At 73.4% G+C, this 25,483-nt stretch carries 23 protein-coding genes and 1 pseudogene; 14 read left to right on the top strand and 10 right to left on the bottom strand.

The features are described from left to right. Nucleotides 1–143: 143 nt before the first annotated feature. Nucleotides 144–2,285 (bottom strand): M4 family metallopeptidase, encoded by a 2,142-nt coding sequence (locus ACGFX4_RS15460; RefSeq protein ID WP_393073620.1) that lies wholly within the window; start codon nt 2,283–2,285, stop codon nt 144–146. 515 nt (nt 2,286–2,800) lie between these two features. Here ACGFX4_RS15460 and ACGFX4_RS15465 point away from each other — a divergent pair. Continuing rightward, entirely contained in the window at nt 2,801–5,608 is a 2,808-nt protein-coding gene (locus tag ACGFX4_RS15465; protein ID WP_393073623.1) for a LuxR C-terminal-related transcriptional regulator, read from the top strand. Between the two features lie 32 nt (nt 5,609–5,640). Here ACGFX4_RS15465 and ACGFX4_RS15470 read toward each other — a convergent pair whose 3' ends face one another. From ACGFX4_RS15470 to sigK, 3 genes are all read right to left on the bottom strand, one after another. After that, the gene (locus tag ACGFX4_RS15470) at nt 5,641–5,928 is read right to left on the bottom strand and encodes a hypothetical protein (protein ID WP_393073626.1); all 288 of its coding nucleotides are present in this window, start codon (nt 5,926–5,928) and stop codon (nt 5,641–5,643) included. A gap of 136 nt (nt 5,929–6,064) precedes the next feature. Beyond that, the gene (locus ACGFX4_RS15475; RefSeq protein ID WP_393074091.1) at nt 6,065–7,018 is read right to left on the bottom strand and encodes a MerR family transcriptional regulator; all 954 of its coding nucleotides are present in this window, start codon (nt 7,016–7,018) and stop codon (nt 6,065–6,067) included. Nucleotides 7,019–7,209: 191 nt separating this feature from the next. Next, the gene (gene sigK / locus ACGFX4_RS15480; RefSeq protein WP_393073629.1) at nt 7,210–7,845 is read right to left on the bottom strand and encodes an ECF RNA polymerase sigma factor SigK; all 636 of its coding nucleotides are present in this window, start codon (nt 7,843–7,845) and stop codon (nt 7,210–7,212) included. A gap of 172 nt (nt 7,846–8,017) precedes the next feature. On the opposite strand from sigK, the gene ACGFX4_RS15485 reads away from it, so the two are divergent. From ACGFX4_RS15485 to ACGFX4_RS15495, 3 genes are read left to right on the top strand one after another with little or no spacing between them, the layout of a single operon-like run. Next, nucleotides 8,018–9,337, top strand: coding sequence for a cryptochrome/photolyase family protein (locus ACGFX4_RS15485; protein WP_393073632.1), 1,320 nt, complete (start codon nt 8,018–8,020; stop codon nt 9,335–9,337). Nucleotides 9,338–9,350: 13 nt separating this feature from the next. Then, on the top strand, nt 9,351–10,832 hold the full coding sequence (locus tag ACGFX4_RS15490) for an SDR family oxidoreductase (RefSeq protein ID WP_393073635.1): 1,482 nt from the start codon (nt 9,351–9,353) through the stop codon (nt 10,830–10,832). A 24-nt stretch (nt 10,833–10,856) separates the two neighbouring features. After that, the gene (locus ACGFX4_RS15495) at nt 10,857–11,225 is read left to right on the top strand and encodes a hypothetical protein (protein ID WP_393073638.1); all 369 of its coding nucleotides are present in this window, start codon (nt 10,857–10,859) and stop codon (nt 11,223–11,225) included. 2 nt (nt 11,226–11,227) lie between these two features. Here ACGFX4_RS15495 and fdxA read toward each other — a convergent pair whose 3' ends face one another. Beyond that, nucleotides 11,228–11,551 (bottom strand): ferredoxin, encoded by a 324-nt coding sequence (gene fdxA / locus ACGFX4_RS15500; protein WP_393073641.1) that lies wholly within the window; start codon nt 11,549–11,551, stop codon nt 11,228–11,230. 100 nt (nt 11,552–11,651) lie between these two features. On the opposite strand from fdxA, the gene soxR reads away from it, so the two are divergent. Next, complete coding sequence (gene soxR, locus ACGFX4_RS15505) at nt 11,652–12,116, top strand: redox-sensitive transcriptional activator SoxR (RefSeq protein ID WP_393073644.1); 465 nt, start codon at nt 11,652–11,654, stop codon at nt 12,114–12,116. 344 nt (nt 12,117–12,460) lie between these two features. Beyond that, nucleotides 12,461–12,988, top strand: coding sequence for a hypothetical protein (locus ACGFX4_RS15510; RefSeq protein ID WP_393073647.1), 528 nt, complete (start codon nt 12,461–12,463; stop codon nt 12,986–12,988). Nucleotides 12,989–13,093: 105 nt separating this feature from the next. On the opposite strand, the gene ACGFX4_RS15515 is transcribed toward ACGFX4_RS15510, so the two are convergent. After that, a complete protein-coding gene (locus tag ACGFX4_RS15515) occupies nt 13,094–13,435 on the bottom strand; it encodes a DUF5713 family protein (protein WP_393073650.1) in 342 nt (113 codons plus the stop codon). Between the two features lie 151 nt (nt 13,436–13,586). Here ACGFX4_RS15515 and ACGFX4_RS15520 point away from each other — a divergent pair, with 151 nt between their 5' ends. Continuing rightward, the gene (locus ACGFX4_RS15520; RefSeq protein ID WP_393073653.1) at nt 13,587–14,336 is read left to right on the top strand and encodes a hypothetical protein; all 750 of its coding nucleotides are present in this window, start codon (nt 13,587–13,589) and stop codon (nt 14,334–14,336) included. 355 nt (nt 14,337–14,691) lie between these two features. Here the strand turns inward: ACGFX4_RS15520 and ACGFX4_RS15525 are convergent, their stop codons facing one another. Further along, a complete protein-coding gene (locus tag ACGFX4_RS15525) occupies nt 14,692–15,813 on the bottom strand; it encodes a hypothetical protein (protein WP_393073656.1) in 1,122 nt (373 codons plus the stop codon). A gap of 184 nt (nt 15,814–15,997) precedes the next feature. Here ACGFX4_RS15525 and ACGFX4_RS15530 point away from each other — a divergent pair, with 184 nt between their 5' ends. Together ACGFX4_RS15530 and ACGFX4_RS15535 are read left to right on the top strand one after the other, a co-directional pair. Then, the gene (locus ACGFX4_RS15530; RefSeq protein ID WP_393073658.1) at nt 15,998–16,147 is read left to right on the top strand and encodes a hypothetical protein; all 150 of its coding nucleotides are present in this window, start codon (nt 15,998–16,000) and stop codon (nt 16,145–16,147) included. Nucleotides 16,148–16,756: 609 nt separating this feature from the next. Beyond that, nucleotides 16,757–17,104 (top strand): annotated as a pseudogene (locus ACGFX4_RS15535) (IS5/IS1182 family transposase); the annotation flags it as partial. Between the two features lie 39 nt (nt 17,105–17,143). Here the strand turns inward: ACGFX4_RS15535 and ACGFX4_RS15540 are convergent. Then, a complete protein-coding gene (locus tag ACGFX4_RS15540) occupies nt 17,144–18,280 on the bottom strand; it encodes an SGNH/GDSL hydrolase family protein (protein WP_393073660.1) in 1,137 nt (378 codons plus the stop codon). Nucleotides 18,281–18,601: 321 nt separating this feature from the next. On the opposite strand from ACGFX4_RS15540, the gene ACGFX4_RS15545 reads away from it, so the two are divergent. Beyond that, a complete protein-coding gene (locus tag ACGFX4_RS15545; RefSeq protein ID WP_393073662.1) occupies nt 18,602–19,699 on the top strand; it encodes a hypothetical protein in 1,098 nt (365 codons plus the stop codon). 109 nt (nt 19,700–19,808) lie between these two features. Here ACGFX4_RS15545 and ACGFX4_RS15550 read toward each other — a convergent pair whose 3' ends face one another. After that, a complete protein-coding gene (locus ACGFX4_RS15550; protein ID WP_393073665.1) occupies nt 19,809–20,102 on the bottom strand; it encodes a hypothetical protein in 294 nt (97 codons plus the stop codon). Between the two features lie 84 nt (nt 20,103–20,186). Then, a complete protein-coding gene (locus tag ACGFX4_RS15555; RefSeq protein WP_393073667.1) occupies nt 20,187–20,972 on the bottom strand; it encodes a class I SAM-dependent methyltransferase in 786 nt (261 codons plus the stop codon). Between the two features lie 193 nt (nt 20,973–21,165). On the opposite strand from ACGFX4_RS15555, the gene ACGFX4_RS15560 reads away from it, so the two are divergent. The 4 genes from ACGFX4_RS15560 to ACGFX4_RS15575 are packed head-to-tail and all read left to right on the top strand — an operon-like array spanning nt 21,166 to nt 25,482. Continuing rightward, nucleotides 21,166–22,503, top strand: coding sequence for an NAD(P)/FAD-dependent oxidoreductase (locus tag ACGFX4_RS15560; protein WP_393074094.1), 1,338 nt, complete (start codon nt 21,166–21,168; stop codon nt 22,501–22,503). Then, complete coding sequence (locus tag ACGFX4_RS15565; protein WP_393073669.1) at nt 22,500–23,333, top strand: DUF1365 domain-containing protein; 834 nt, start codon at nt 22,500–22,502, stop codon at nt 23,331–23,333. Before ACGFX4_RS15560 ends, ACGFX4_RS15565 begins: the two co-directional genes overlap by 4 nt. Further along, the gene (locus ACGFX4_RS15570) at nt 23,330–24,673 is read left to right on the top strand and encodes a class I SAM-dependent methyltransferase (RefSeq protein WP_393073671.1); all 1,344 of its coding nucleotides are present in this window, start codon (nt 23,330–23,332) and stop codon (nt 24,671–24,673) included. The genes ACGFX4_RS15565 and ACGFX4_RS15570 overlap by 4 nt, the downstream gene beginning before the upstream one ends. Nucleotides 24,674–24,729: 56 nt before the next feature. Beyond that, entirely contained in the window at nt 24,730–25,482 is a 753-nt protein-coding gene (locus tag ACGFX4_RS15575; protein ID WP_393074097.1) for a DUF1295 domain-containing protein, read from the top strand. Nucleotide 25,483: the final 1 nt, after the last annotated feature.

Raw genomic sequence — 25,483 nt, forward strand, 5'->3', positions numbered from 1 at the left:
GGGGGCCCCCCCCCCGCCCCCCCCCCCCCGGCGGGGTCCCCCCCCCCCGGCCCCCCCCCCCCCCCCCCCCCCCCCCCCCCCCCCCCGGGGGGGGGGGGGGGGCCCCCCCCCCCCCCCCCCCCCCGCGCCGGTCTGCCGGAGAGTCAGCCGATGGCGACGTCGTCGACCAGGAAGATCGTGGAGGCGTAGGCGTCCTCCTGGCCGGCGAACTCGAGCTTCACCGTCTGGCCCTTGTAGGCGCTCAGGTCGACGGTCTTCTGCACGTACGCGGTGCCGGCGTTGGCGTTGGAGTACGTGGCGAGGGTGGTGCCGTTGACGTTCACCTTGAGGGTGTCGTAGACGGTGGTGCCGGTCTCCTGGGTGGTGACCTTCAGCCAGAAGGTGAGCTTGGGGGTGCCGGTGGCGGGCACCGCGATGTTGCTCTGGGAGAGCGACTCGGTGGCGGCGCTGCCGTAGCCCATCATCCAGGCGTACCAGGAGCCGCCGTGGGCGGCCTGCTGGGTGGAGTTGGTGATGTCCTGGGCGCTCTGGGTCCAGCCGGTGGTGCCCTGTTCGAAGCCGCCGTTGGCGAGGGCGTTGCCGCCCGGGGTCGGGCTGGAGGTGGGGCTCGGGGTGGGGGTGGGGGTGCCGTTGCCCGGGTCGGGCAGGGCGGTGCCGACGCTGACGGCGGCCCAGGCCTTGGAGGCGAGGTACCGCTCCTGCGAGTTGGTGCCGTACAGGTCGGCGGCGGCCTTGAGGACGGCGGTGCGGGCGCCGGAGTAGTTGGTGGTGGAGGTCATGTAGGCGCTGAGGGCGCGGTACCAGATGGCGGCGGCCTTGTCCTTGCCGATGCCGGCGAAGGTGTCGTTGTTGCAGGTGGTGCCGTTGTGGGAGCGGCCGCCGATGGTCTTGGTGCCGGTGCCTTCGGACAGCAGGTAGAAGAAGTGGTTGCCGATGCCGGAGGAGTAGTGGACGTCCACCGAGCCGGCGTTGGAGTTCCAGCAGCCGAGGCTCTTCCCGTCGACGGCGGGGTTGTCCATGCGGCGGAAGTAGCCGGTGGACATGTTGAGCTTCTCGCCGATGTAGTAGTCGCCGGGGTCGTTGGCGTTGGCGGAGTAGAACTCGACCATGGTGCCGAGGATGTCGGAGGTGGCCTCGTTGAGGCCGCCGGACTCGCCGGAGTAGTTGAGGCCGGCGGTGGCGGCGGTGACGCCGTGGGTCATCTCGTGGCCGGCGACGTCGAGCGAGGTGACGGGGGTGTAGTTGTTCTGCGAGCTGCCGTCGCCGAACGACATGCAGAAGCAGTTGTCGTCGTAGAAGGCGTTCAGCAGGTTGTTGTCGACGTGGACGTAGGCCGGGGCGCCGCGGCCGTCGTTGCGGATGCCGCTGCGGTTGAAGGTGCTCTTGTAGTAGTCCCAGGTCTTGGCGAGGCCGAACGCGGCGTCGACGGCGGCGCTCTCCCGGTTGTTGGTGGAGCCGTTGCCCCAGCTGTTGCTGCTCGACTTGCTGAACAGCCGGGCGTTCTGGCCGGGGTTGGACTGCGGGCTGTTGTTGGAGTCGTAGATCGCGGTGTTGCCGTGCAGGCCGTCCACCAGCTGGTAGTTGCTGCCGGACTGGGTGGTCTCCAGCGACACCTGGCCGTCGTGGACGCCGTTGCCGCTGCCGGAGACGTCCTGGTGGAGTTCGTACTGGTCGAGCACGGCGCCGCCGGCGGCGTCCAGGACGACCGCCTCGCGGGAGGCGGCGCCGTTCTCGCCCGCGCCGGAGACCGTGGAGCGGTACGCGAGGACCGGTATCTTGCCGACCGCGTACACCACCAGTTGGCCGCCGGCGGTGTCCGCCTTGGCGTTCTTCACGTGCTTGGCGCTGCGGACGGCGTGCGCGGACGCGTCCGCCGCGGTGAGCCGCGGGGTCACGGTGGAGAGCGTGACCGCGCCCTGGTGGGCGAGGTCGGTGCCGGTGATCCGGCCGTCCGCGGCGCGGTGCACCACCAGGTCGCCGCCGATCACCGGCAGGCCGCGGTAGGTGCGGTCGTAGCGGACGTGGCGGGAGCCGTCGGCGTCCACCAGGACGTCCTTCGCCACCAGCTTCTCGTCGCCGCCGAGGCCGAGCGCGCGGGCGGTCGCCGACGCCTCCCGGTCGGCCGCGCCGAGGGCCTGCGCACGGGCGTCCGCCGAGAGCGCCTGGAAGCCCGGGGTGGGGCGGGCCGAGCTGGCGAGCGCGGTGGACTGGGTGACGGCGACGGTCGCGGTGCCCAGGGTGAGGGCGGCCGCGACGGCGGCCGCGAGGGCGGTCTTGCGGGTCATCAGATTCCTCCCGCCGAGCCGGGGTTGTTGGGGGAAACCGGTTCGGCGGGAGGACGCTAGGGGCGGCCGCGGCGACGGCTCCATCCGGAGGACGAATTCACGGATACGCAGAAATCGCGGCGGCCGGCCGGCGGGCCTCCGCAGCGGTGGGGTGCGCGGCGGGGCCATTGATTAGGTATCCGGATCCTGCCCCACCCGTATGTTCGCCGGGCGGGCCGGGCCCGTAGGTTCCCGGTTGTCGGTCCACCGGACGGGCGAGAGCCAGCAGGAAATCCCTGACCGCCCGCCTCGGTCGCCGACACCGCCCCGGTCCGCGGATCGCGCTGTGCGACCGCCTCCCGGCAACCGCCGTACGCACCCCCACGCCTCTGTGCGACGGAAGCCCGTACGCGGACCGGGGCACCTTCGCGACCGCGGCCCGCCCGCGGTCGGCGGAGTCCGGGGAGGCTGCCCCCGGCGCCGCCCTGTGGGACGATCGGTGGTTCGACACCGACGCCTGCCCGGGGTGGCCCGGCGTGGCGTACGAGAGAGGTGACGCGGTGGCCGCGACACACGGTTTCGCCTGGCCGTCCGTCCTGGGGCGTGCCCTGGCCGACGGCGCCGAGCCGGTGCTGGTGCTGGTGGAGGGGGCCGCCGGCCTCGGCAAGAGCCACCTGCTCGACGCGCTGAGCACCCTGCCGCAGGCCGCCGAGGCGAATCGGGTGCGCTGGCGCTGCGGGTCCGGCGGGCCGCGGCCGCGGGAGGACCGGTGGGAGGGACCGGTCCTGCTGTTGGTGGACGACGCGCACCGGGCGGACCAGGACGAGCGGGAGTGGCTGCGCGGCCTCCTGGAACACCCCGGGCGCGGCCTGGCGGCGGTGGTCGCCCACCGGCCCGAGGAGCTGGCCGTACCCGGTCTGCCACTGGGCGCCCCGCCGGTGCGGTACCCGTCCGAGCTGGTGGTGCTGCGGCACCGGATCGCGCCGTGGGGCCCTGACCGCGTCCGCGAGGCCGCACGGGAGGTGCTGGGGGAGCGGTGCACGGAGGAGGCCGCCGAGCGGCTGCACGAGCGCTCCGCCGGGGTGCCCCGGGTGGTGGTCGACCTGCTCGCCGCACTGCGCGACCGGACGGACGGCGGACGGCCCGGAGCCGAGCGCCCGGGTGGCGACCGGCCGGGTGGCGAGCGCCCGGGGAGCGGGCCCACGGGGAGCGGGCCCACGGGGGAGGCGTGCACGGCCGAGGACGTGGATGCGGCCGGGGTGCCCGTCCGGCTGGCGGAGCTGGCGCTCGGCCGCACCGCTGCGCTGCCCCCGGCCCACCGGCCGATCGTCTGGGCCGCCGCCGTGCTGGACGGACCGGCCGCCCGCGACGAGCTGGTCGCCGTGGCCGGCCTCGACGCGGCGGCCGGCCGGGACGCCCTGCTCGCCGCCCTGGCCGGTGCGGCCCTGGCGGAGTGCGCGGAGGCCGCGTACGGGCTGCCCGTCCCGCTCGCCGCCGCCGCGTTCGGCGAGGCCGTGCCCGGACCGCTGCGCCAGGAGCTGCACGGCCGGGCGGCGGCCGTCCTGGTGCGCCGCCAGCCGGTCCCGTGGGAGGCGGTGGCCCGCCACCGCCGGGCGGCCGGCCAGATCGGCGGCTGGCTGCGGGCGGTGGAACGGGCGGCCCTGGCCGACGCCGACGCGGGCCGGCACCAGCGGGCGATCGGACTGCTGGAGCGCACCCTCGCCTCGCCCGCGGTCCCGCCGCAGGTCCGGGCCCGGCTGGCGCCGCTGCTGGCCCGCAGCGCGGTGGTCGCGCTGCGCTCGGACCAGACCGTGGAGGTGCTGAGCCAGATCGTCCGGGACGCCACCCTGCCCGCCGCCGTCCGCGGCGAGCTGCGACTCGACCTCGGCCTGATGCTGTGCAACCAGATCGGCCGGTACGGCGCCGGCTGCGCGGAGCTGGAGACCGCGGTGGCCGAACTGCGCGAGATCCGGCCCGACCTGGCGGGGCGGGCGATGGCGGGACTGGCCTTCCCGTACCTGTTCGGCAGCCCGATCGACCTCAACCGGCGGTGGCTGCACCAGGCCGTCGCCGCCGCGGAGGCCAGCGGCGACGAGGCGCTGCGCGCGGCAGTCCTCGCCAACCGGACGACGTTCGCGATGAGCTGCGGCGACCGGGAGGCCTGGGAGCTGGTGGAGGCCCTGCCCACCGACAGCCCCGACCCGGTCTGCCGCCAGCACGCCGCCCGCGGCCTGTGCAACGCCGCCGACGCCGCGGTCTGGCTCGGCTTCTACGAGCGCGCCGAGCACCTGCTCGCCGACGGCCTCGACCTCTCCACCACCAGCGGCGCCCCGTACAGCGAGCACACCGCGCTCGGGACCAGGCTGCTGCTGGAGTGGTGGACGGGTCAGTGGGAGGGGCTGGCCCAGCGGTGCGAGCGGTTCGTCTCGGCCACCGCCGACATGCCGTTCATCGCCTCCGACGCCCGGGTGGTGCGCGGGCTGCTCGCCTTCGCCCAGGGCGACTGGGGTTCGGCGCTCGGCTGGCTGTCGGACCGGGGCGCAGCCGGGCCCGGCGACCTGCCGGCGCCGCTGGCCGCGACCGTCTCCGGCGCGCTGGTCCGGCTCGCCCTGGCCCGCCAGGACCCGGCCGCCGCCGAGCTGGCCCGACGGGCGTGGGCGGAGGTGTCCGCCAAGGGCGTCTGGCCGTGGGCCGCCGAGCTGGCCCCCTGGGCGGTGGAGGCGGTCGCCCGCGCGGGCGACCTGCCGGCGGCCGAGGCCATGGTGCGGGACCTCGACCGGGGCATCGAGGGCCGGGAGGCACCCGTGGCCCGCGCCGCGCTGCTGTGGAGCCGGGCCGCGCTCGCCGAGGCGCGCCGGCGGCCGCAGGAGGGAGTCGGCCTCTACCGGGAGGCCGCGGCGGCCTACGCCGCGCTGCCCCGGCCCTACGCCCGGGCGCTCACCGCGGAGGGCGCGGCCCGCTGCCTGCTGGCCGCGCGGCCGGAGGCGGCCTCCGCCGAGCACCCGGCGACCGACCCCGGCACGGTCCGGGCCGTCGCCGAACTCCAGTCCTGCGAGCAGCAGTTCACCGACCTCGGGGCGACCTGGGACGCCGCCAGGGCCCGCGCGCTGCTGCGCACCGAGCAGCCGGCCAGGAAGGGCCGCCCGCCCGGCCGCCCCTCGCACGCGGACGGGCTCTCGCCGAGGGAGAGCGAGGTGGTGGAACTCGCGGTGGGCGGGCTGACCAACCGGGAGATCGCCACCACCCTGCACCTGTCCCCGCGCACGGTCGAGCAGCACATCGCCAGCGCCATGCGCAAGACCGGCACCCTCTCGCGGCACGACCTCGCGCGGTTCACCTCGTGAGCACGCGGTTCAGGCCGTGAGCGGCGGGCGGTTCACGTCGTGAAGAGCAGGCTGTCGCAGTGCCAGTGGGCGACGGTCGCGGCCGACCAGTCGTGGGTCCAGCCCGGGCGCACACCGCGCGCACCCCACCCGTCCGGGCGCCGGATCGGCACGGCCAGGCCCGCGGACCGCGCGGCCAGCGCCGCCTCGCAGGTCGCCCGCGCGAGGGACAGCGCCTGCGACCCGCTGGCGGCCTGCCCGACGAGAACGTGGAAGCCCTGCCCGGCAGGCGCGTCGGTGCTCCTGATCGGCACGTCGACCTGGAACCAGAGCTGATCCATGATCCCATCTCCCTTGCTGCGCTGACGTGGAGACGAACCTAGGGCGCGCAGCGGTGGGGTGAATATACGGGTTCCGGATCCCGCTATACCTGATTTATCCCGGTCCGCGTCCGGCGTGTCCCGGCAGCGGCCGGGGTCAGGCGGTCACGGTCCGCTCGATCAGGTCGAGCGCGCTGAGCAGGCTGCGCGGCGCCGCGGTGCCCTCCGGGTGGTCGGAGCGGCCCCAGCCGGGGCCGGTGGCCAGCACCAACGCCCGGTTGCGGGAACCGCGCGGACCCCACACCGCGTGGACCACGTGCCGGACCAGCCCGGCGTCGGCGGTCTGCGGGCTCTGCGCCCACAGCATCACCGCGCCCGGCCCGATCCGGTGGACGGCGTCCAGCAGCGCCCGGGGCGGGACGGCCGCGCCGAGCATCCGGAACGGGACGGCGCGCTCGGTCAGACCGGCGGCGACCGCGTCCAGCGGGAGGGTGTGCTGCTCGGCCGGCATCGCGGCCAGCAGCACCGGCGGCAGGGCGCGCAGCGGCTCGGGACGGACGGCGGCCGCCCGCAGCGCGGTCGCCACGTGCCAGGACAGCAGGTGCTCGACCTCGACGTACTGCTCGCCGTCGGTCGCCCACTTGCGGCCGACCGCGCGCAGGGCGGGCATCATCACCTCGGTCCAGGCGTCGACCGGGCCGAGCGCGGCCAGGACCTCCTGGAGGATCCGGGCGACCTCCGGCGCGTCCAGCCGGACGGCGGCGCGGGCCAGGCCACGGCACTCCGGGCGCACGGTGCCCACGTGCAGGGCCCGGCTGCCGCCCGGGCCGGTGGCCGCAGGCGCGGTGGCCGCCGGGGCGTCGGGCTGCGCCGGCGGGTCGGTACGGCGTCCGGCGCCCTCGCCGGCGAGCACCACCCGGGCCGCCTCGGCGGGCGGCACCCCGCGAGCCGTCAGGCGGCACATGGCCTCCAGGACGGCGATGTCCGCCGGGCTCCAGCGCCGGTGGTGGCCGGGCCGGCGGCCGGCCGGTCCGATGCCGTAGCGCCGCTCCCAGGAACGGACCGTGGTCGGCGACACCCCGAGGTGACGGGCCACCGCGCCGGTCGGCATGCCGGCCTCGTCCGGGGCACCGGGCGCCGCGGCCGCTCGCGCCGGGTCCTGGGTGTTCGACTGCGCCGCGGTGTCCTGCGCGGACGCCCGCGCCGCCGCGTCCTGCCTGCCCGGCTGCGCCGCGGTGTCCTCCGTACCGGCCTGCGCCGCGGAGCCCTCCGTAGCGGCCTGTGCCGCGGTGTCCTGCCCGCTCACCGCCGCCTCCGTTCCGCCGTCGCCGTCGTCCCTGCCGGCTCGCGGTCGTCGAGGGCGGCGCGCAGCCGGAGCAGCCCGTCCCGCATGCGCGTCTTCACCGTACCGAGCGGAAGGCCCAGGTACTGCGCGATCTCGCGCTGCGAGTAGCCGCCGTAGTACGCCAGCACCAGGGACTCCCGCTGCGCACGGGTCAGCGCCGCCAGCGCGTGCCGCACCCGCTCCCCGTCGAGCAGCCGCTCGGCCTGGTCGGCGACGGACTCCGCGGCGGGCCGCTCACGCAGCGCAACCCGCACCTCCCGCGCGTCGGCCGCCTGCGTGGCGCGCACCCGGTCCACCGCGCGCCGGTGGGCGATGGTCAGCGCCCAGGCCAGCACGGTGCCCCGCTCGGGCCGGTACGCGGCGGCCGTGCGCCACACCTCCAGCAGCACCTCCTGCGCCACCTCCTCCGCGTGCGCCGGGCTGCGCAGCGTCCGCAGCGCGATGCCGTACACGGGCGGCGCGAGCGTCCCGTACAGCGCGGCGAACGCGTCCCGGTCGCCGCGGGCCACCGCCGCCATCAGCTCGGCGGGGTCGGCCGCGCGGGCCGGGACGGCCGGCGGCGGGACGGGCGGTGCGCAGGTGCTCGGGGTCACGACGCCACCGTGCAGCGATTGTGCAGCGCCGGACGACTCGCATTCATTGTGCAGCGTTTCCCGGGCCGGTGCCGCGTAGCGTCGGAACCCGGGCAATCCGGTCGCCGGACGGACTCCGAACATGCGGGAAGACGCCAGCCGACGGCTACCGCACCGACCCCGAGGAACACCGATGACCGTCTCCGTCGCCCTGTTCACCCAGGACCTGCGACTGCACGACAACCCGGTCCTGCACGCCGCCGCCCGCGCGGCCGACCAGGTCGTTCCGCTGTTCGTCCTCGACCCCGCCGTCGAGGCGGCCGGGTTCGGCGCCCCCAACCGGCAGGCCTTCCTCGCCGACTGCCTCGCCGACCTCGACGAATCGCTGCGCCGCACCGGCGCCCGCCTGGTCGTCCGGCACGGCGACCCGGCCGAGCAGGCCGCGAAGGTGGCCGCCGAGACCGACGCCGACAGCGTGCACGTCGCCGCCGGCGTCAGCGCCTTCGCCCGGCGGCGGGAGAACCGGCTGCGGGAGCGGCTCGGCGAGCGCCTCCACGTCCACGACGGCGTCCTGACCGTGCTCCCGCCCGGCCAGGTCACCCCCGCCGGACGCGACCACTACGCCGTCTTCACCCCCTACCACCGGGCCTGGCAGCAGGCCCCGCGCCGCTCCGTGCACGGCGCGCCGCGCACGCTCAGCACCCCCGACGGCGTCGGCGGCGAAGCCCTGCCCACCGCCACCGCGGCCTCACCCGCCCTGCCGACCGGCGGCGAGAGCGCCGCCCGCGAGCAGTGGCGGCGCTGGGACGTCGACGGGTACGCCGACCTGCACGACGCGCTCGCCGCCGACGGCACCTCCCGGCTCTCCCCGTACCTGCACTTCGGCTGCCTGTCCGCCGGTGAACTCGTCGCCCGCGCCCTCAAGCACGGCGGCGAGGGCGCCGAGGCCTTCGTCCGGCAACTCGCCTGGCGGGACTTCCACCACCAGCTGCTCGCCGCCCGGCCCGAGGCCGCCCACCACGACTACCGCAGCCGCGAGGACCACTGGCACCACGACGAGCGCGAGGCCCGCGCCTGGCGCGAAGGCCGCACCGGCTACCCCGTCGTCGACGCCGGCATGCGCCAACTCGCCCACGAGGGCTGGATGCACAACCGGGCCCGGCTGCTCACCGCCAGCTTCCTCACCAAGACCCTCCACCACGACTGGCGGACCGGCGCCGCGCACTTCCTCGCACTGCTCGTCGACGGCGACCTCGCCAACAACCAGCTCAACTGGCAGTGGGTCGCCGGCACCGGCACCGACACCCGCCCCAACCGGGTGCTCAACCCGCTGCGCCAGGCCGACCGGTACGACCCCGACGGCGCGTACGTCCGCCGCTGGATCCCCGAACTCGCCCACCTGCCCGGCCCGTCCGTCCACCGCCCCTGGCTGCTCGCCCCCGACTACCCCGCCCCGCTCGTCGCCCCCGAGGACCTGAACACCAGGCTCCGGGCCGCCCGCTCCCTCGACTGACCCGGAGACCGCCATGACCGCACCGCCCACCTGCCTGGTCACCGGCGCCACCGGCTACATCGGCGGCCGCCTGGTCCCCGAACTCCTCGCCGCCGGCCACCGGGTGCGCTGCCTCGCCCGCGACCCCGGACGCCTGCGCGACCAGCCCTGGCGCGCCCGGGTCGAGACCGCCACCGGCGACGTCACCCGCCCCGACACCCTCCCCGACGCGCTGCGCGGCATCGACGTCGCCTACTACCTCGTCCACTCGCTCGGCACCGGCCCCGGCTTCGAGGCCACCGACCGGCAGGCCGCCCACGACTTCGGCGCCGCCGCCCACGCCGCCGGGGTACGCCGCATCGTCTACCTCGGCGGACTCGTCCCGCGCGGCGTCCCCGCCGCCCGGCTCTCGCCCCACCTGCGCTCGCGCGCCGAAGTCGGCCGGGAACTGCGCGACAGCGGCGTCCCCACCGCCGAACTCCGCGCCGCCGTCATCATCGGCTCCGGCTCCGCCTCCTTCGAAATGCTCCGCTACCTCACCGAACGGCTCCCGGTGATGGTCACCCCGCGCTGGGTCAACACCCGCATCCAGCCGATCGCCGTCCGCGACGTCCTGCGCCACCTCGTCGCCGCCGCCGACCTCCCGCCCGACATCAACCGGACCTTCGACATCGGCGGCCCCGACGTCCTCACCTACCGGCAGATGATGCAGGGCTACGCCCGGGTCGCCGGCCTGCCGCCCCGCCTGATCCTGCCCACCCCCGCCCTCACCCCCTGGCTCTCCAGCCACTGGGTCGGCCTGGTCACCCCCGTCCCGAACTCCATCGCCCGGCCGCTCGTCGAATCGCTGCGCCACGAAGTGGTCTGCTCCGAACACGACATCGCCAAGTGGTCGCCCGACCCGCCCGACGGCCCGATCGGCTTCGGCCGGGCCGTCGCCCTCGCCCTGCGCAGGATCCGCGACGCCGACGTCCGCACCCACTGGTCCTCCGCCTCCCTTCCCGGTGCCCCCAGCGACCCGCTGCCCACCGACCCCGACTGGGCCGGCGGCAGCCTCTACCAGGACCTGAAGGAACTCACCGTCACCACCCCGCCCGAGGACGTCTGGCGCGTCGTCGAAGGCATCGGCGGCGCCAACGGCTGGTACTCCTTCCCGTTCGCCTGGGAAGTCCGCGGCCGGCTCGACCGCCTCGTCGGCGGCATCGGCCTGCGACGCGGCCGCCGCGACCCCGGCCGGCTGCGGGTCGGCGACTCCCTCGACTTCTGGCGGGTCGAGGAGATCCAGCCCGGACACCTGCTCCGGCTGCGCGCCGAGATGCGCCTCCCCGGCCTCGCCTGGCTCGAACTCTCCGTCACCCCCGACGGCAACGGCGGCACCCACTACCGCCAACGCGCCCTCTTCCACCCGCACGGCCTCGCCGGACACGCCTACTGGTGGTCCGTCGCCCCCTTCCACACATTCGTCTTCGGCGACATGGCCCGCAACATCACCGCCCGCGCCCGCGCCACCCACTGACCCCCCGACGGAGGAACCACCACGATGGACCGCACCCTGCTCCGGACCGTCGGCGCCGCCACCGCCGCGTACGGCATCGCCGTCGCCGCCCGACCCGCCCTGCTCGCCCGCCCGTCCGGCCTCACCGCCCCCGACGGCACCGTGCCCACCGACACCGCGACCTGCCTGCGCCCCCTCGCCCTCCGCGACGCCGCCTGCGGCCTCGCCATGGCCTGCGCCCCCGACGACCGCAGCCTGCGCACCGCCACCCTGCTCCGCATCGCCTCCGACCTCGGCGACGCCGCCCTGCTCACCGGCACCCTCCCCGGCCGCCGACACCGCGCCATGGCCCTGACCGTCTCCGTCGGCTGGGGCCTGCTCTCCGTCATCGGCCTCGCCCGGGCGGACCGCTGACCTCAGCCGGCGCCGGGCCCGGGCAGTGCGGCCACCACCGGATGGTCCTTCGGGAACGGGCCCACCTTCGCACTGCTGCCCGGGGTGCCGATGTCGGCGAAGAACTCCGCGTTCACGGCGTTGAACACCCGCCACTCCTCCGGCGTGTCGTCCTCGTAGAAGATCGCCTCCACCGGGCACACCGGCTCGCACGCACCGCAGTCGGTGCACTCGTCCGGCTGGATGTACAGCATCCGCTCGCCCTCGTAGATGCAGTCGAGCGGGCACTCGTCGACGCACGCCATGTCCTTGACGTCCACACAGGGCAACGCGATCACGAACGTCATCGGGCAGCCCTCCTCTCAGGGTTGGTTCCTGCCTGCCGTTCCGACACAGCCGACGCTATGACCTCAAGTAATCTTGAGGTCAAACAGGAGGCCGCCCCGCATGACCAGCAACCCCACCGGCAACCCCCGACCCACCCCCGACGACTGGCTGAGCATCGGCGAAGTCAGCGCCCGCACCGGAGCCGCCGTCTCCGCCCTGCGGTTCTACGAAGAACTCGGCCTCATCGCCTCCGAACGCGACGAACGCAACCAGCGCCGCTACCCCCGCCACATGCTCCGCCGCGTCGCCCTCGTCTCCGTCGCCAAACGCATCGGCATCCCCCTCCAAGACCTCCGCGAAGCCTTCGCCGACGTCCCGCTCGACCGCCCGCCCAGCCACCAGGAATGGCAGCGCGCCTCCCGCGGCTGGAAACGCCGCCTCGAAGAACGCCGCCAGACCATCGAACGCCTCGAAACCGAACTCACCGGCTGCATCGGCTGCGGCTGCCTCTCCATGAAAGCCTGCGCCCTCCTCAACCCCGGCGACACCCTCGCCGAGGACGGCGCCGGCCCCCGCCGCCTGTGACGGCCCCCCGATCCGCCAACGCGAGATCCGCCGCCCCACGCCGGCGCACCGTCAGGCCGGACCGGGCCGCCGTCGAGTCGGGCGCGCCTCCAGCACCTGCCGGATAGAGGCGGGGATTACCTCTCCTTGGGCCCTCCTCGGCACGGTTGTGGCAGTGACTCGAATCGGACTCATGTCCGCGGGTGTCGCACCCATCGGCGTCGGCGGGAATTTGCTGTTTGATCGCAAGCCCGTTCGTGTACCTTGGCCGGCGGCGCCGCGAAGGGTGTGCGGCAGAGGGAGAGTGAAAGTCGTTCATGACCGATGTTCGGATTACCCGGGCGGGCCTGCTGCAGGATCCGTCGATGAGCGAGTCGGCCCGGTACAAGCGCCTGCGCATGGCGATCGTGGCGATCGTCGGAGCGGTGCTGATGATCAGCAGCGTGCCGCAGTCGGTGGATGCGCGGGAGACCGCCCACCGTCCGGTGCTGCGCATGACCATCAGCTCCTGCGTCACCTGGGAGGCGTCCGGACACCGGACCGTGGTGTGCAGGGGCAGTGAGTCCTCCCGCAGCAACGACTTCGCAGCGGCCAAGTGGACGCTGACCGACCTGCCGAAGCCGCTTCCGGGGGGCAGCGAAGTACCCGTCCTGTGCGACCCGGACGGCACGTGCACGTCGCCCGTGACCGGGCGCTGGTACCTGGTCCCGCTCGGCGCCGCCGTGTTCGGCGGACTGCTCGTCGCCCTGGGGCTGACCTACCTCGCTGTCAACCGCCGCTCGGACCAGCTGCTCTGGATGTCCCACCGGCGTTTCCTTCCCGGGATGTGGATCTCCACCGGGACCCTCGCCGCACTGCTGGCCGGCGGCGAGGCCGCCTACCTGTTCGCCTGACACCTCGTCCGGCGGACCCTCGGAAGACTCCTGGCAGGACGGCACCGGTTACGCCGGCCACGAGACCCTTGGCGGCCATGACCGAAGGCGGTCTTCCCGAAACGGTCACCAGTCCCGATCGGCGGTCAGTTTCTCCGCATCCGCGTCCGTGAACCCGTACGCCGATGCGACGAAGCAGAACTCGTCACAGATCCACTCACGCGCAACCGTCTCGATCCCGCTCCCGGCCGCCATGAACTCCCGGTCCAGCAGGTTGAACTCCTCCGTGGCAGCCTGGGTGAGCGCGTACAAGGCCTCCGGATCCGACGGCCGCTCGGCCTCGACGCGCTCGCACAGTTTCAGCAGGATCGCCCTGCCCCGGTCGACCAGGTGATCAGGGAAGTACGAGTCGTCGTACATTTCCCGCAGAAACGCGTGTCCCGATACCTGCTGGTCTGTGATCGGCACGACACTTCCCTTTCCGAGAAGAGCTGACGCTCCGATCATGCACAGCGGCGCTGACAACGACGCCACCCAGTGCAGGTCCTGAGGGTTGTCCCGCTACTCCCGGCGGCTTGGCGGCGAAGGCGTGTCGGCAGGGCCTGAGACACTCCGGTCCGTGCTGATCAAGGGATACGACTACGGGCCGCTGGTCGCGGGTGAGCGGCTGCTTGAGCGTGCCGGGTTCTGGTCCAATCACCTGCCGGCCATGTGCCGGTTCTCCTCGGACGAGGCCCGGCCGGCACCCGAGTGGTTCGGTGACGACGGCGCCGACACGGACGCCCTGTCCGAGGTCCTCCTGGACGACCAGGCCTGGCCGGTGCTGCGCATCCCGTTCCAAGGCGGTCACAGCGCCGTCGTCGTCCACCGGAACCTCGTCGGCGACCTCGGGATCGACTACCTGCTGACCCGACCGGACTGGCCTCGGGCACAGGACCTGTCCAGCTACGACGGAGACTGGTACGGCCCGGGCCTTTCCTGGCGCGACATCGTGCACATCGCCGAGACGCCGGACCTGACGGCACCCGGCGTGCACGACACCGACGCCCGCCTCCTGCTTCTGCTGCCGATGCTCGCCGACGACGAACTGCCGCCGGAAGCGCCGGCACGGGTGAACGCCGCGCTCACGGCCGTCGGAGCACCGGACGACTCTGCCCAGGACGTGGCTGACCACCTCCTCCGGAACAGACGGCCTGCAGCCAGGCGCCGCGGTGGTGCCGACTCCCCTCTGAGCGGTGGCAGCCAACGGCACGCTGAGCTGGGCTCAGATGAATCGGCGGTGTTGTGGGCGCTCAATCTCACCCGGACCCAGAGCGATGTCCTCGCCGACGCCCTGGGAAGCAGGCCTCTGCCTACGCTGACGTCTTGAGGGCCGGCTGACTCTTGTTCGAGACGCAATGCTTCGCGATGTACGTTCTCGGGCTGTCCGAACGGCCTTCGCGGTGAAACGTGCAGATCGTGGTGCTCGGCCGTGCTCCGAACGCGGCACGTCGAGTCTGTGCACGTCCATCGCCCCGCCCGGTTGAGGCGCCGGACTGTCGCCGTTGGCCGCCTGCGGCGGCGGATGCGGTCGCGCCTGGCACGAACCGATTCGCGGATAGCGAGGACGTCCGCCAACTCGCAGTCGTCCTGCAGGTCTGCATCGAGAAGGACGTGGACCTGCTCTTCGGCTGACCACCAGCCGACGCCCCCTCCTTGTCCACCCGCTGTACGGGACAGCCCTTTTAACTTGGGGCCGGCGCTTGGCCGTGGCCGCCCGGGGGGTTCTGGGCCGTGCGGCGACGGGAGGTGGCCGCGAGGCCGGTGGCGAAGATCACGAGGCCGCCGATCGACTGGAACGCGATCGGGCCGGCGGTGAAGAGCCGCAACTCGCCGGCGGTCGCCGCGTTGTACTCCGCCTCGGTGATGTCCACCACCAGGTGCGGATGGGCGGTACGGTCCTTGTACCGGCGGTGGTAGCCGTGCGCGTCGGCGAACACGTCCTTCGCCGACGCCGCGCCGCTGACGAAACCGACGAAGGCCAGCAGGACCAGGGCGCCGTGGACGGCCCGCAGCCGTCCCGGCACCAGCCCGATCCAGGGCAGCAGCGCGGACGCGTCCCGGCGCCCCACCTCGGTCAGCCCCTCCACGGACGGCAGCAGGAACGCCATCGCGAAGACCGGAGCCACCGCGAAGAACAGGGCGAAGACGAGCCACTCGGGCGCGACGTACGGTTCGGGCAGCCACGTCGAGACCAGGCAGAGCACGCTGAGCCCGCACAGCACCCACGCCACCACCACGGTCACCCGGTAGTGCAGCGGAAACCCACCCAACCCAGCCATGCCCCAGCCCCCACCGCGTACGCGCCGGACCCCGCCGGCGTCACAGGTCGTGATCAGCGCGCCCACGGTATTCGTCCGGCCGTGCCCGCACCACCGCGATTCGCCGGGCCTCCCGGACCCTCCCGGGCCCTCCCGGACCTCCCGCGGACGAGGTGGGCCGCTGTGCCCGACGTCAGTCCGGGGCCGGGTGGCGGCTGCCGATTCGCGCTCGGCGAGGAAGGCGTCGAGGAGTTGGAACAGGACCTCGATCGCCCGCTGTTCGTCCTCGGGCGGCAGGTCCCAGAGGTCGTCCCAGCCGTGCGGCAGAGCGAGGTGCAGGACCTGTCCCGGCCAGCCGTGGTTGCAGTCGCGCCCGCGCCGGGCGACGAGCCACTCGTGCAGCCCGGTGAGCGGGCTGGGGCCGCCGTGCCGGCCGGCGTGCTCCGCATAGCCGGTCAGGAAGGCCGTCACCAGGTGGAACGAGGCCCTGCCCGTGAACATGCCGGGGCGCCGGCCGACAAGAGCGAGGTACTCGCGCTCGCTCATCTCCCGGGGTTTCGTCGCGGGCCGGAGCCAAGTGTTCCTCCCGCCCGTCCGCCAGGATTGTCGTGGCCGGCACGTAGAGTGCGGCCGCGGCCGCGCGCACCCCGCCGCGGACCCCGATCCGGACCGCTGGCCGGTCGCCGTCCGGTCGCGGTACCACGCAGCCTGGACGGTCTACCCGTTCGGAATGGCGGAGTTCCTCGTCAGGCTGCTGCGCGACCGGTTCGAGGAGTGGCCACTGAGCGACGTCGGCATCCAGGGCGGCGTCGCCGCACCGCGGTTCCTGCACGACGACGAGGAAGCCGCCGCAGACCTGGGCCACGACCCCTGGGAATGACCCCCGGCCGTCAGGTTGCAGCTCGGCCGGGTGAATTCGATCTGCTAGCCTCTCGCCTCGACCGCCACTCATGAACCGTACGAGGACCAGTTGGGCCATCTCATCGCCGACATTGCCCTGGGAATCCTCTGCGCGTGGCGAGCGGCACGGTCGGAACGTGAATCGAGGCTCGCCTACCTCATCGGCTGCGTGGGATTTCCACTCGGCGGGACGGCTGCCTATCTCGGGGAAACCGGCCTGCTGGTTTCGGTGATGGCGGTCATGTTCTCCGGGTTCCTCGCCTGCCTGGCGGTCCGAAGGGCGGGAGGTCGGCAGCGTGGATGACGGGTGTCGACCGTCGGGGGACTCGTCGACGACCGAGGCGGAGGGACGCGCCAAGAGGGCGCGGCTGAAGGGGACGGACTTTCTCTATGTGATCTCACCCCTGTGGTTCTTGATGGACGAGATCGCTTTCCCGTCCGGCTGGCACCTGGCAAGGCTGACTGTCTTCTCCGCCTGGGGAGCCATCGGGCTTGTCCTCTTCGTTCGCGCGTGGAGAAGGGACGGTCGGTGACCACCGACGCACGCTTGAGGCGATCGTGTGGACGTGCCGGACGGGTGCGCCCCGGCAGGGCGCACCCGCATGCGGCCGGGGCTCGCAGAGGGTGACGGCAGCCGGGGCGAGCCCGCCGACCACGCGATCGGGCGCTCGCGCGGAGGCCTGAGCGCCAAGGTTCATCTGGTCAGCGATGCCCGGGCCTGTCCGCCGGCGCTCGTTGTGACGGCCGGACAGGCCGGCGACGCACCCGCGTGCGCGATCGGCGCATCCCCACGGTCTTCCCGCAGCCGGTGGACCAGGTCCGCCACCGGCTGCGACGCGGCTCACGCGGAGACCGCCCGCCCGGCTTCGACCACGAGGCTGACAAGGAACGAAACACGGTCGAGCGGTGCGTCAGCCGCCTGAAGCAGTGGCGAGGACGGAGCGGGCCCAGTGCGACGGTCGGCCGGTCGACGGGCTCAGCCGCCGACGACGCTGTTCGGCGGCGTCAGCCCCACGCCCTCGAACATGGTGTGTGCCTGTCGCATCTGGTTCTGCGCCCCGTAGTAGTTCGGGTGAACGAGCGTGCACGCCTCACCGGCGATGAACGGCACCCCGACCGGGAGCGAGTTCTCGACCTCGTCGCGCATCCCGCAGTGGTACTGGCTCTGCGCGGGCTTGTCGACGCCGGGCGGGAGCACCAGCTTGTCGAAGACCCCGTACATCCACTTGTCCGGGTTGGGCGGCTGGTTGGCCCCGCCCGAGGGCAGACAGGCGCCGTGGGCGATGCTGCTGGTGTAGGTGTCCACGTACGTCGCCCCGGCCTTCGCCGCGGCACTCTCCACCTCGTAGTTGAGGCCCTGCTCGACCTCGTCGAACCAGGGGGCGTCCTCCTTCATCATGGAGCCGAGCTTGTAGAAGTTGGGGATGCCCAGGAACTCCCGCTTGCACTGGTCCTGGATCGGCGCCCCGGCCACCGCGGGGTAGCCCATGACGAACACCTTCGCCTGTGGGGCACGTTCCTTGATGGCCTGCATGGTGTCGGCGAGCCCCTCTCGCAGATTCGCCCAGCCCGCATCCAGCTCGGGCCTGCCGGGCCCGGTTTCGAAGTACGGCTGGCACCTCTGGTTCTCGGCGCCGAGCTCCATGCACTTCGTCATGATCGGGCCGAACCCGAGATCGTTGCCGCCGATCCCGACGGTGACGACGTCGGTGTCGGGTGCGATCGAGTCGACCTGCGGCGGGCGGGCCGGATACCCGCCTTCCGGGACGTCGTTGAAAGGCGGACCGAGCAGTGTGGTCTGCCGGCCGAGAATGCCGGCCTTGACGGTCGCACTGCCGCAGGTGACATCGGTCAGCTGCACCCAGCCCGGGCTCTGGGTGTTCAAGTGATCTGCCAGCTGCTGCTCCCAGTCGTGCCTGGACCGGCCGCAACCGTCCGCCTCGGCCGGCGTCTGCCACGACGGGACCATGACGTCCGCCATGTAGGAGTCACCCATCGCCACCCACTTCAGTGGCTTGCCCTGCTGTGCGGCAGCGCCCGGGGCCGTCAGGGTGGTCAGGCACCCGACCGTCGCGGCAATCCCGACGGCGCGAATCATCAGATTTCGAAGCATCGAACTTCCTCTTCGCTCAAAGTGACCTCGTGATCACGAGCGAGAGGCTAGGGCCGGCCGGCGAGACGTACACATACCACCCGCACTCGGGAGGGCATTTTCGCCATCAAGAGTGAATGTGGAGATGGTCATCAAATCGACATGCTCGGGCGCTGCTTGAAGTTGCTCCGGCTCGCCGTATTGAATTTGAAAGCGTGATGTCGGTCTGACGGAGGCCACGTCAGTGACGCGGCTCGGGGTCCGCCTGGTGGCGTTGGCGGTCCCCGTAGGATTGGGCTGCCAGACCCTTGCTCTGCCCGTCGTCTGTGGCTGGAAGAAACCGTGACCATCGCCGCTCGTCTCATCGCCACCGTTTCTGCTCCGCTGGACCTTGCGTCGGCGGAGGCTCCGCGGGTGCTGTGCTGGCCGAACCGCACGCTCCTCGTGCAGCGTGGCGACGCCGAGGTGGTGGTGGTCGATGTTGATCAGCCTGACGCCGGTCTAGGCGCTGAGATCCGGTTCCCGGCGCCCTGGCCTCGCCGCTTTGGGACGGTGACGGTGTCACCGGAGCGTGATGCGGCGGTGTTTGCCGGCGTTCATGCAGTGAGGTCGGTGGAGGCGTCCGGTGCGACGCGGTGGGAAGTGGGGCATGGCTGCTGGGGTGGCTGTCCTCTGCTGCACACGTCGTTCGACGAGTACGCGGACGACAGGGAGCACCTCTACGCGGACGGCGGTTCGGCCGCCGTCAGCGCGGACGGCGAGCTCGTCTGGGCACACGTCCGCGGGCCGCTGGCCGGCGACGGGAACACGGAGGACGACCAGGAACTGTGGGTGGTCCTGGACGCCGTCGACGGAAGGATCGTCGGACGTGTAAACACCGGGACCGTGGCCTCCAACTCCGAGCACACGTCACACCCGGACCCATCGCAGATGGGGCTGAGCCTCGGTGAGGGCGAAGAAGGGTCACCCGTGCTGTGGGGACGGTGGGACGGGCAGCAGTTGACCGCCGAGCAGATCGGCATTGAGCGGATCCTTCTCGCCGTGAGCCCATCCGGTCGGCGGCTCCTGACTGTTCCCGTCGGGCAGTGGCCCCTCTCGCTCCATCAGCTGGAGCACGGCTCGAAGGTCACGCGGAAGCTGGACGCCGCGGACACCGTGCCGACGCACCCGCAGAACACCGGCGACGACAGGGTCTACTGGGACTTCGAAGCGGCGTTCGTGGACGAGGACACCGTCGTTGCCGGCACCTCCGAGTGCGATGCCCGGTATGGATCGGTCCGTCACTGGCTCGTCGACGTAAAGGGCAGGGACCTGCTCGGCGAGATCTCCTACCCCATCCCAATCTCAGGACCTGCGCGCGCGGCTGGGGGCGGCAGGTGGTACACGATCTCGAAGGACGGGACTGCCGTGCACCTGTGGGGGCTGGCCAGCGAGAACTGACGTTGGCCGGGTGACGCCCGCACCGTTCGGGACGCAGCGCCTGCCGACACTCCATTACCGCAGGCAAGCCGCCGCCCTGCCGTGAAGATCAGGATCTACGTCTGGAGTGCTACTGGCTCGTCAGACCGTCGCGCCATCGTCGCGCGGCTTCAGGCTGGTCTTCACGCGCATGCGGAGCCGTCTCGATGGTATGCAGGAGAGTCCAGGCCACACCGAAGCACAGGTCCTCGCCGAAGCACTCCGCCAGAGCGTGCGCCTCCTCATCGGTCACGGGGCGAGCGATGCGACCCAGAAGATCTGCGGCTTGGTCGATGGCAGCTTCAACAACTTCGTCCGGCCGATCATCGTCCTCGGCGGGAAGCTTACCCAGAGCGATGAACTCGGCCACTTCCGGACGGATCACGACACAGCCTTCCTGGCGTTGGGATGAAGCCAACATGGCGGCCTCACCGCAGACTATCCGGCGTGAAGATCTTCCCATTCGTGATCACGATCTACGGCTGGACTGGGCGGGGCGTCGGCGGGCGAGGTGGACGGTGATGTCGGCGGTGATCTCGACCGTGTCGGGCAGGGCGAGCGCGATCGCGGTGTAGGCCTGCTGCCGGATCGGTGGTGGGAGTTGCAGGTAGGCGGAGACGGTCGACAGGTAGCCGACGTAGTTCTTGGCGCTCAGTGTCAGGCGACGCCGGACGGTGGTCTGCCGGACGTCGTGGAACAGCGGTGAGCGTTGCAGTTCCGTGCCGGGCCACTGCATCTCCGCGTCGGGTGCGGTCCCGTCGGGGGAGGGGATCTCGTCGGTGGCCAGGAACGGCGCGCGGGCCGTGCGCACGGACTCCTCGACGGCCGGGTCCGCGAGCTGGACCGGGCCGCCGAACGAGGCGAACACGCCGTCGGGTTCGAGGAGGGCGGCCACGTTCGGCCACCGGCCCTCCGGGCGGGTCCAGTGCAGGGCGGCCGCCGCGTAGACCAGGTCGTACGTCGTACCGGGCCGCAGGTCCTCGAACGCGGCCCGGACGGCCGTCACGTTCGGGGGTGCGGTCCTGGTCAGCTCGGCGAGCATGACGGCGTCGGGTTCGGTCGCGGTGACCGCGATCCCGTGTCCGGCGAACAGGCGGGTTGCCTTGCCGGTCCCCGCCCCGATCTCCAGGGCTGTCCGAAGCGGCCGGCCCGCGTACGCGGCCACCGCGTCGACGAGTTCCCGGGGGTAGCCCGGCCGGTACCGCTCGTAGGCCTCGGCGATCGCTCCGAAGCTCAGTGCCCGTGCAGCAGCCATGTCGAGCATCCTGCCACGGGCACTCCGGGTGACGCGTCGGGTCGGGCCGACGGGTAAGGGGGTGGTGAGGGACGCGGTGCGGCGGGGCCAATCCGCGGGCGGGGGCCAATCCGCGGGCGGGGCGGCTCCGAATGGGTGGTGCAAACCGTGGTCGGCCGCGCAGCGGTCCCGGTCAGAGAGGCCCCCCGTGAGCATGCCCGTCTCCGAGCAGATCAGCTCGCCCGTGCCGCGCCGCCAGGACGACGGCGGCGGACGTCCGCACCGCACCGTGGCCGTGGTCGGCGCCGGCGTCGCGGGCCTGACGGCCGCGTACGAGCTGCGCCGGGCCGGTGCGGAGGTGGTGCTGTTCGAGGCGGAGGACCGGCTGGGCGGGCATGCGCACACCCAGTCGGTGCCCGGCGCGGACGGCCGGGAGCTCGCCCTGGACACCGGCTTCCTGGTGCACAACGAGCGCACGTACCCCCATCTGATCGCGCTGTTCCGCGAGTTGGGGGTGCAGACGCAGGACAGCGAGATGAGCATGTCCGTGCACTGCGAGGGGTGCGGCCTGGAGTACGCCGGGGCGCGCGGCCCGGCCGGGCTGCTGGCGCAGCCGTCGGCGCTGCTGCGCGGGCGCTACATCGCGATGCTGGCGGACGTGCCGCGCTTCCACCGCCGGGCGAAGGCGCTGCTGGCGGATCCCGGCGCGGGTGATCCGAGCCTGCGGGAGTTCCTCGCCGCGGAGGGGTTCAGCCGGTACTTCGTGGGCCACTACATGACGCCGGTGGTGTCCGCCGTGTGGTCGTGCGCGCCCGACCTGGCGGGCGACTACCCGGCCCGGTACCTGTTCACGTTCCTGGAGAACCACGGGATGCTGTCGGTCACCGGTTCGCCGACGTGGAAGACGGTGGTGGGCGGCTCCCGCACGTACGTGGAGCGGATCGCGGAGCGGCTCGGCTCCGTGCACCGCCTCGCGCCGGTGCGGCGGGTGTGGCGCCGGTCCGACGGCGTGACGCTGGCGACGGCGGACGGCCGGCGTGCGGACGTGGACGCCGTGGTGATCGCCACCCACGCCGACCAGGCGCTGCGGATGCTGGCCGACCCGACCTCGACCGAACGCGAGGTGCTCGGCGCCTTCCGGTACTCGCGCAACCCGACCGTCCTGCACCGCGACGCCTCGGTCCTGCCGCGGGCGGCGTGGGCGCGTGCGTCCTGGAACTACCGGATGCCGGCCTGCGACGGGCCGGCCGACCGGGTCCGGGTGACGTACCACCTCAACCGGCTGCTGCGGCTGGGCACCCCGGCCGACTACCTGGTCACCCTGAACGAGGACCGGGACGCCCCCTTCCCGTCGGACGTGGTGGTCTCCCGCACGGTCTACGAGCACCCGGTGTACACCGGCGAGACGGTCGCGGCGCAGCGGCGGCTGCCCGAACTCACCACCGGCCGCACCGCGTTCGCCGGCGCGTACCACGGCTGGGGGTTCCACGAGGACGGCTGCCGGTCCGGGGTCCAGGCGGCCCACGCGCTGCTCGGGGTGGGCGCGCCGTGACCGCACCGGCCGCCCCGCGCACCCTCCCCGGCAGGTGGGGAGCGGTGCTCTACCCCTGCGTGACGACCCACGTGCGCACTGCGCCCGTCCGGCACGCCTTCCGCCACCGCGGCTACCTGTGGCTGGTCGACCTGGACCGGATGCCGCCCGTACCCCGGTGGCTGCGGCCGCTGGCCGGGTTCCGCGCCGGTGACCACGGACCGGGGCGCGCGGGGGAGCCGGTCCGGCAGGACCTGGCACGGTTCCTGGCCGCGCACGGCATCGACCTGGGCGGCGGTCGCGTGCTGATGCTCACCCAGGCCCGGGTGTTCGGGCACGTGTTCAACCCGCTCACCGTCTACTGGTGCCGCGATGCCGCGGGCCGCCCGCTGTGCACCGTCGCCGAGGTGCACAACACCTACGGCGGACGCCACCGCTACCTGCTGCGGCCCGACGCGGCGGGCACGGCCGGGACGCGGAAGGAGTTCTACGTCTCCCCGTTCTTCCCGGTGGCCGGCCGCTACCGGATGCGCCTGCCCGAGCCGGACGCCCGGCTGGATCTGACGATCCATCTGGAGCTGGACGGCGAACGGCCGTTCACCGCCACCGTCCGGGGTGCGGCCCGCCCCGCCGGTCCGGTGGCACTGCTGCGGACCGCGTTCGGCCACCCGCTGTCCACGCTCGCGGTCAGCGCGCACATCCGCTACCAGGGCATCCGGCTGTGGCTGCGCGGCCTGCCCGTCCACCCCCGGAACAACGCCGGATCCGCGCCGCCCGCACAGCCCGCACAGCCCGTACCGCCTGCACAGCCCGTACCGTCCGAACTCCCGCACGAGGAGCGCACCGCATGACCGTCCAGGCCGACCCGACCACCCCGCCGCTGTTCCCGACCGCGCTCCACCCGGCCGCGCCGGCGCCGGACGTCGACCCGACCCGCTGGCCGGACGTCGCCCGGGTGCCGGCCGGCGGCTCGCTGCGGTCCGCCGTCGCGCGGCGCCTGCTGGGCCGCGCGGCCGAGCGGTGCGGCATCCACGTCCGCACGCCCGCCGGCGGACCCGTGCCCGCCGGCGCCCCCGTGCTCACCCTGCACCGCCCCACGGACTTCCACCGGCGGGTCGGCGCGAGCGGCCTGATCGGCTTCGGCGAGGCGTACCAGGCGGGCGACTGGGACAGCCCCGACCTGGTCGGGCTGCTCACCGCGCTCGCCGCCGCGCCGCAGCGCCTGGTCCCGGCCGGTACGGCGTGGCTGCGCCGGCTCGCCGTCCGCCGCACCCCGCCCGGCGAACTGCCGACCACGGGCAACGCCCGGCGCAACATCCAGCGGCACTACGACCTCTCGAACGAGCTCTTCGCGCTGTTCCTCGACCCGACCATGTCGTACTCCTCGGCGGTCTTCCCGACCGGCCCGGACGGCCTGCCGGTCGCCGGCTGGGACGGGTTCCCGGCGGCGCAGCACCGCAAGATCGACCGCCTGCTCGACCTGGCGGAGGTCGGCCCCGGCACCCGGCTGCTGGAGATCGGCACCGGCTGGGGCGAACTCGCCCTGCGCGCCGCCGCGCGCGGTGCGCGGGTGGTCAGCCTGACCCTCTCCGAGGAGCAGTTGGCGCTCGCCCGCCGCCGGATCGCCGCCGCCGGCCTCGCCGACCGGGTCGAGGTGCGGCTGTGCGACTACCGTGCGGTGCAGGGGAGTTACGACGCGGTGGTCAGCGTGGAGATGATCGAGGCGGTGGGCCGCCCGTTCTGGCCCGCCTACTTCGCCACCCTGGACCGGGTGCTCGCCCCCGGCGGGCGGGTCGCGCTGCAGGCCATCACCATGCCGCACGAGCGGATGCTCGCCAGCAGCGGCACGCACACCTGGATCCTCAAGTACATCTTCCCCGGCGGGCAGATCCCGTCCCTGCGGGCGATCGAGGAGAACGCCGAACGGCACGGCGGCCTGCGGGTGACGAGCGCCGAGGCGTACGGGCCGCACTACGCCGAGACCCTGCGGCTGTGGCGCGAACGCTTCACCGAGCACACCGAGCAGGTCGCCGCGCTCGGCTTCGACGAGGTCTTCCGCCGGATGTGGGAGCTGTACCTCGCCTACTCCGAGGCCGGGTTCCGCACCGGGTACCTGGACGTCCAGCAGGTGCTGCTCACCCGCGACCCGGCGACCACCGGCCCCGACCGTCGGGCGGGGGCGAGTCGGTGAACGTGCCCGCGCTGCTGATCAACTTCGCGGTGACCGCGGGCGTCGCGCTCGCGGTCATGCTGCCGGCGTTCGCGGTCGGCGTCCGCACCGGGCGCCACCGGGGAGTGGACGTCGCGTGGGGCCTGGCGTTCACCGCCGTCGCGGTGACCGGCTACGTCCTGTCGGCCGGCGACGGCGACCCGGGACGCCGGGTGCTGGTCACCGTCCTGGTCGCGGTCTGGGGGCTGCGGCTGTCCGCGCACATCTGGTGGCGCGGCCGCGGCACCGGCGAGGACCCGCGGTACGCCCGCATGCTCTCCCGCGCCCCCGAGGGCCCGGCCCGCACCCGGTTCGCGCTGCGGATCGTCTACCTGCTGCAGGCGGGCATCGTCTGGTTCGTCTCGCTGCCCGTGCAGGCCGCCCAGTACCTGCCCGACCGCCTCGGCCCGATCGACGCCGCGGGCGCCGCCCTCTGGTGCGTCGGCCTGTTCTTCGAGAGCGTCGGCGACTGGCAGTTGGCCCGGTTCAAGGCGGACCCCGCCAACCGGGGCCGGGTGATGGACCGCGGGCTGTGGCGCTACACCCGGCACCCCAACTACTTCGGCGACGCGTGCGTCTGGTGGGGCCTGTACCTGATCGGCGCCCACCACGCGGCGGCCCTGCTGTTCCTGCCCAGCACGCTGCTGATGACCTGGCTGCTCGCCTTCGGCAGCGGAAAGCCGATGCTGGAGCGGCAGATGACCTCCCAGCAGCGCCCCGGGTGGGCCGAGTACACGGCCAGGACCAGCGGCTTCCTGCCGCTGCCGCCCCGCCGGTCGCCGTCGCGGTGAC

The sequence above is a fragment of the Kitasatospora sp. NPDC048365 genome (assembly GCF_043200835.1).
Lineage (GTDB): Bacteria > Actinomycetota > Actinomycetes > Streptomycetales > Streptomycetaceae > Kitasatospora > Kitasatospora terrestris.

Bases quoted from the DNA above. Each gene is read 5' to 3' on its own strand.
- ACGFX4_RS15460 (WP_393073620.1), bottom strand. From the start codon at position 2,285: ATGACCCGCAAGACCGCCCTCGCGGCCGCCGTCGCGGCCGCCCTCACC.
- ACGFX4_RS15470 (WP_393073626.1), bottom strand. From the start codon at position 5,928: ATGGATCAGCTCTGGTTCCAGGTCGACGTGCCGATCAGGAGCACCGAC.
- ACGFX4_RS15475 (WP_393074091.1), bottom strand. From the start codon at position 7,018: ATGCCGACCGGCGCGGTGGCCCGTCACCTCGGGGTGTCGCCGACCACG.
- ACGFX4_RS15485 (WP_393073632.1), top strand. From the start codon at position 8,018: ATGACCGTCTCCGTCGCCCTGTTCACCCAGGACCTGCGACTGCACGAC.
- ACGFX4_RS15490 (WP_393073635.1), top strand. From the start codon at position 9,351: ATGACCGCACCGCCCACCTGCCTGGTCACCGGCGCCACCGGCTACATC.
- ACGFX4_RS15495 (WP_393073638.1), top strand. From the start codon at position 10,857: ATGGACCGCACCCTGCTCCGGACCGTCGGCGCCGCCACCGCCGCGTAC.
- fdxA (WP_393073641.1), bottom strand. From the start codon at position 11,551: ATGACGTTCGTGATCGCGTTGCCCTGTGTGGACGTCAAGGACATGGCG.
- soxR (WP_393073644.1), top strand. From the start codon at position 11,652: ATGACCAGCAACCCCACCGGCAACCCCCGACCCACCCCCGACGACTGG.
- ACGFX4_RS15510 (WP_393073647.1), top strand. From the start codon at position 12,461: ATGAGCGAGTCGGCCCGGTACAAGCGCCTGCGCATGGCGATCGTGGCG.
- ACGFX4_RS15525 (WP_393073656.1), bottom strand. From the start codon at position 15,813: ATGAGCGAGCGCGAGTACCTCGCTCTTGTCGGCCGGCGCCCCGGCATG.
- ACGFX4_RS15530 (WP_393073658.1), top strand. From the start codon at position 15,998: ATGGCGGAGTTCCTCGTCAGGCTGCTGCGCGACCGGTTCGAGGAGTGG.
- ACGFX4_RS15540 (WP_393073660.1), bottom strand. From the start codon at position 18,280: ATGCTTCGAAATCTGATGATTCGCGCCGTCGGGATTGCCGCGACGGTC.
- ACGFX4_RS15555 (WP_393073667.1), bottom strand. From the start codon at position 20,972: ATGGCTGCTGCACGGGCACTGAGCTTCGGAGCGATCGCCGAGGCCTAC.
- ACGFX4_RS15560 (WP_393074094.1), top strand. From the start codon at position 21,166: ATGCCCGTCTCCGAGCAGATCAGCTCGCCCGTGCCGCGCCGCCAGGAC.
- ACGFX4_RS15570 (WP_393073671.1), top strand. From the start codon at position 23,330: ATGACCGTCCAGGCCGACCCGACCACCCCGCCGCTGTTCCCGACCGCG.
- ACGFX4_RS15575 (WP_393074097.1), top strand. From the start codon at position 24,730: ATGCTGCCGGCGTTCGCGGTCGGCGTCCGCACCGGGCGCCACCGGGGA.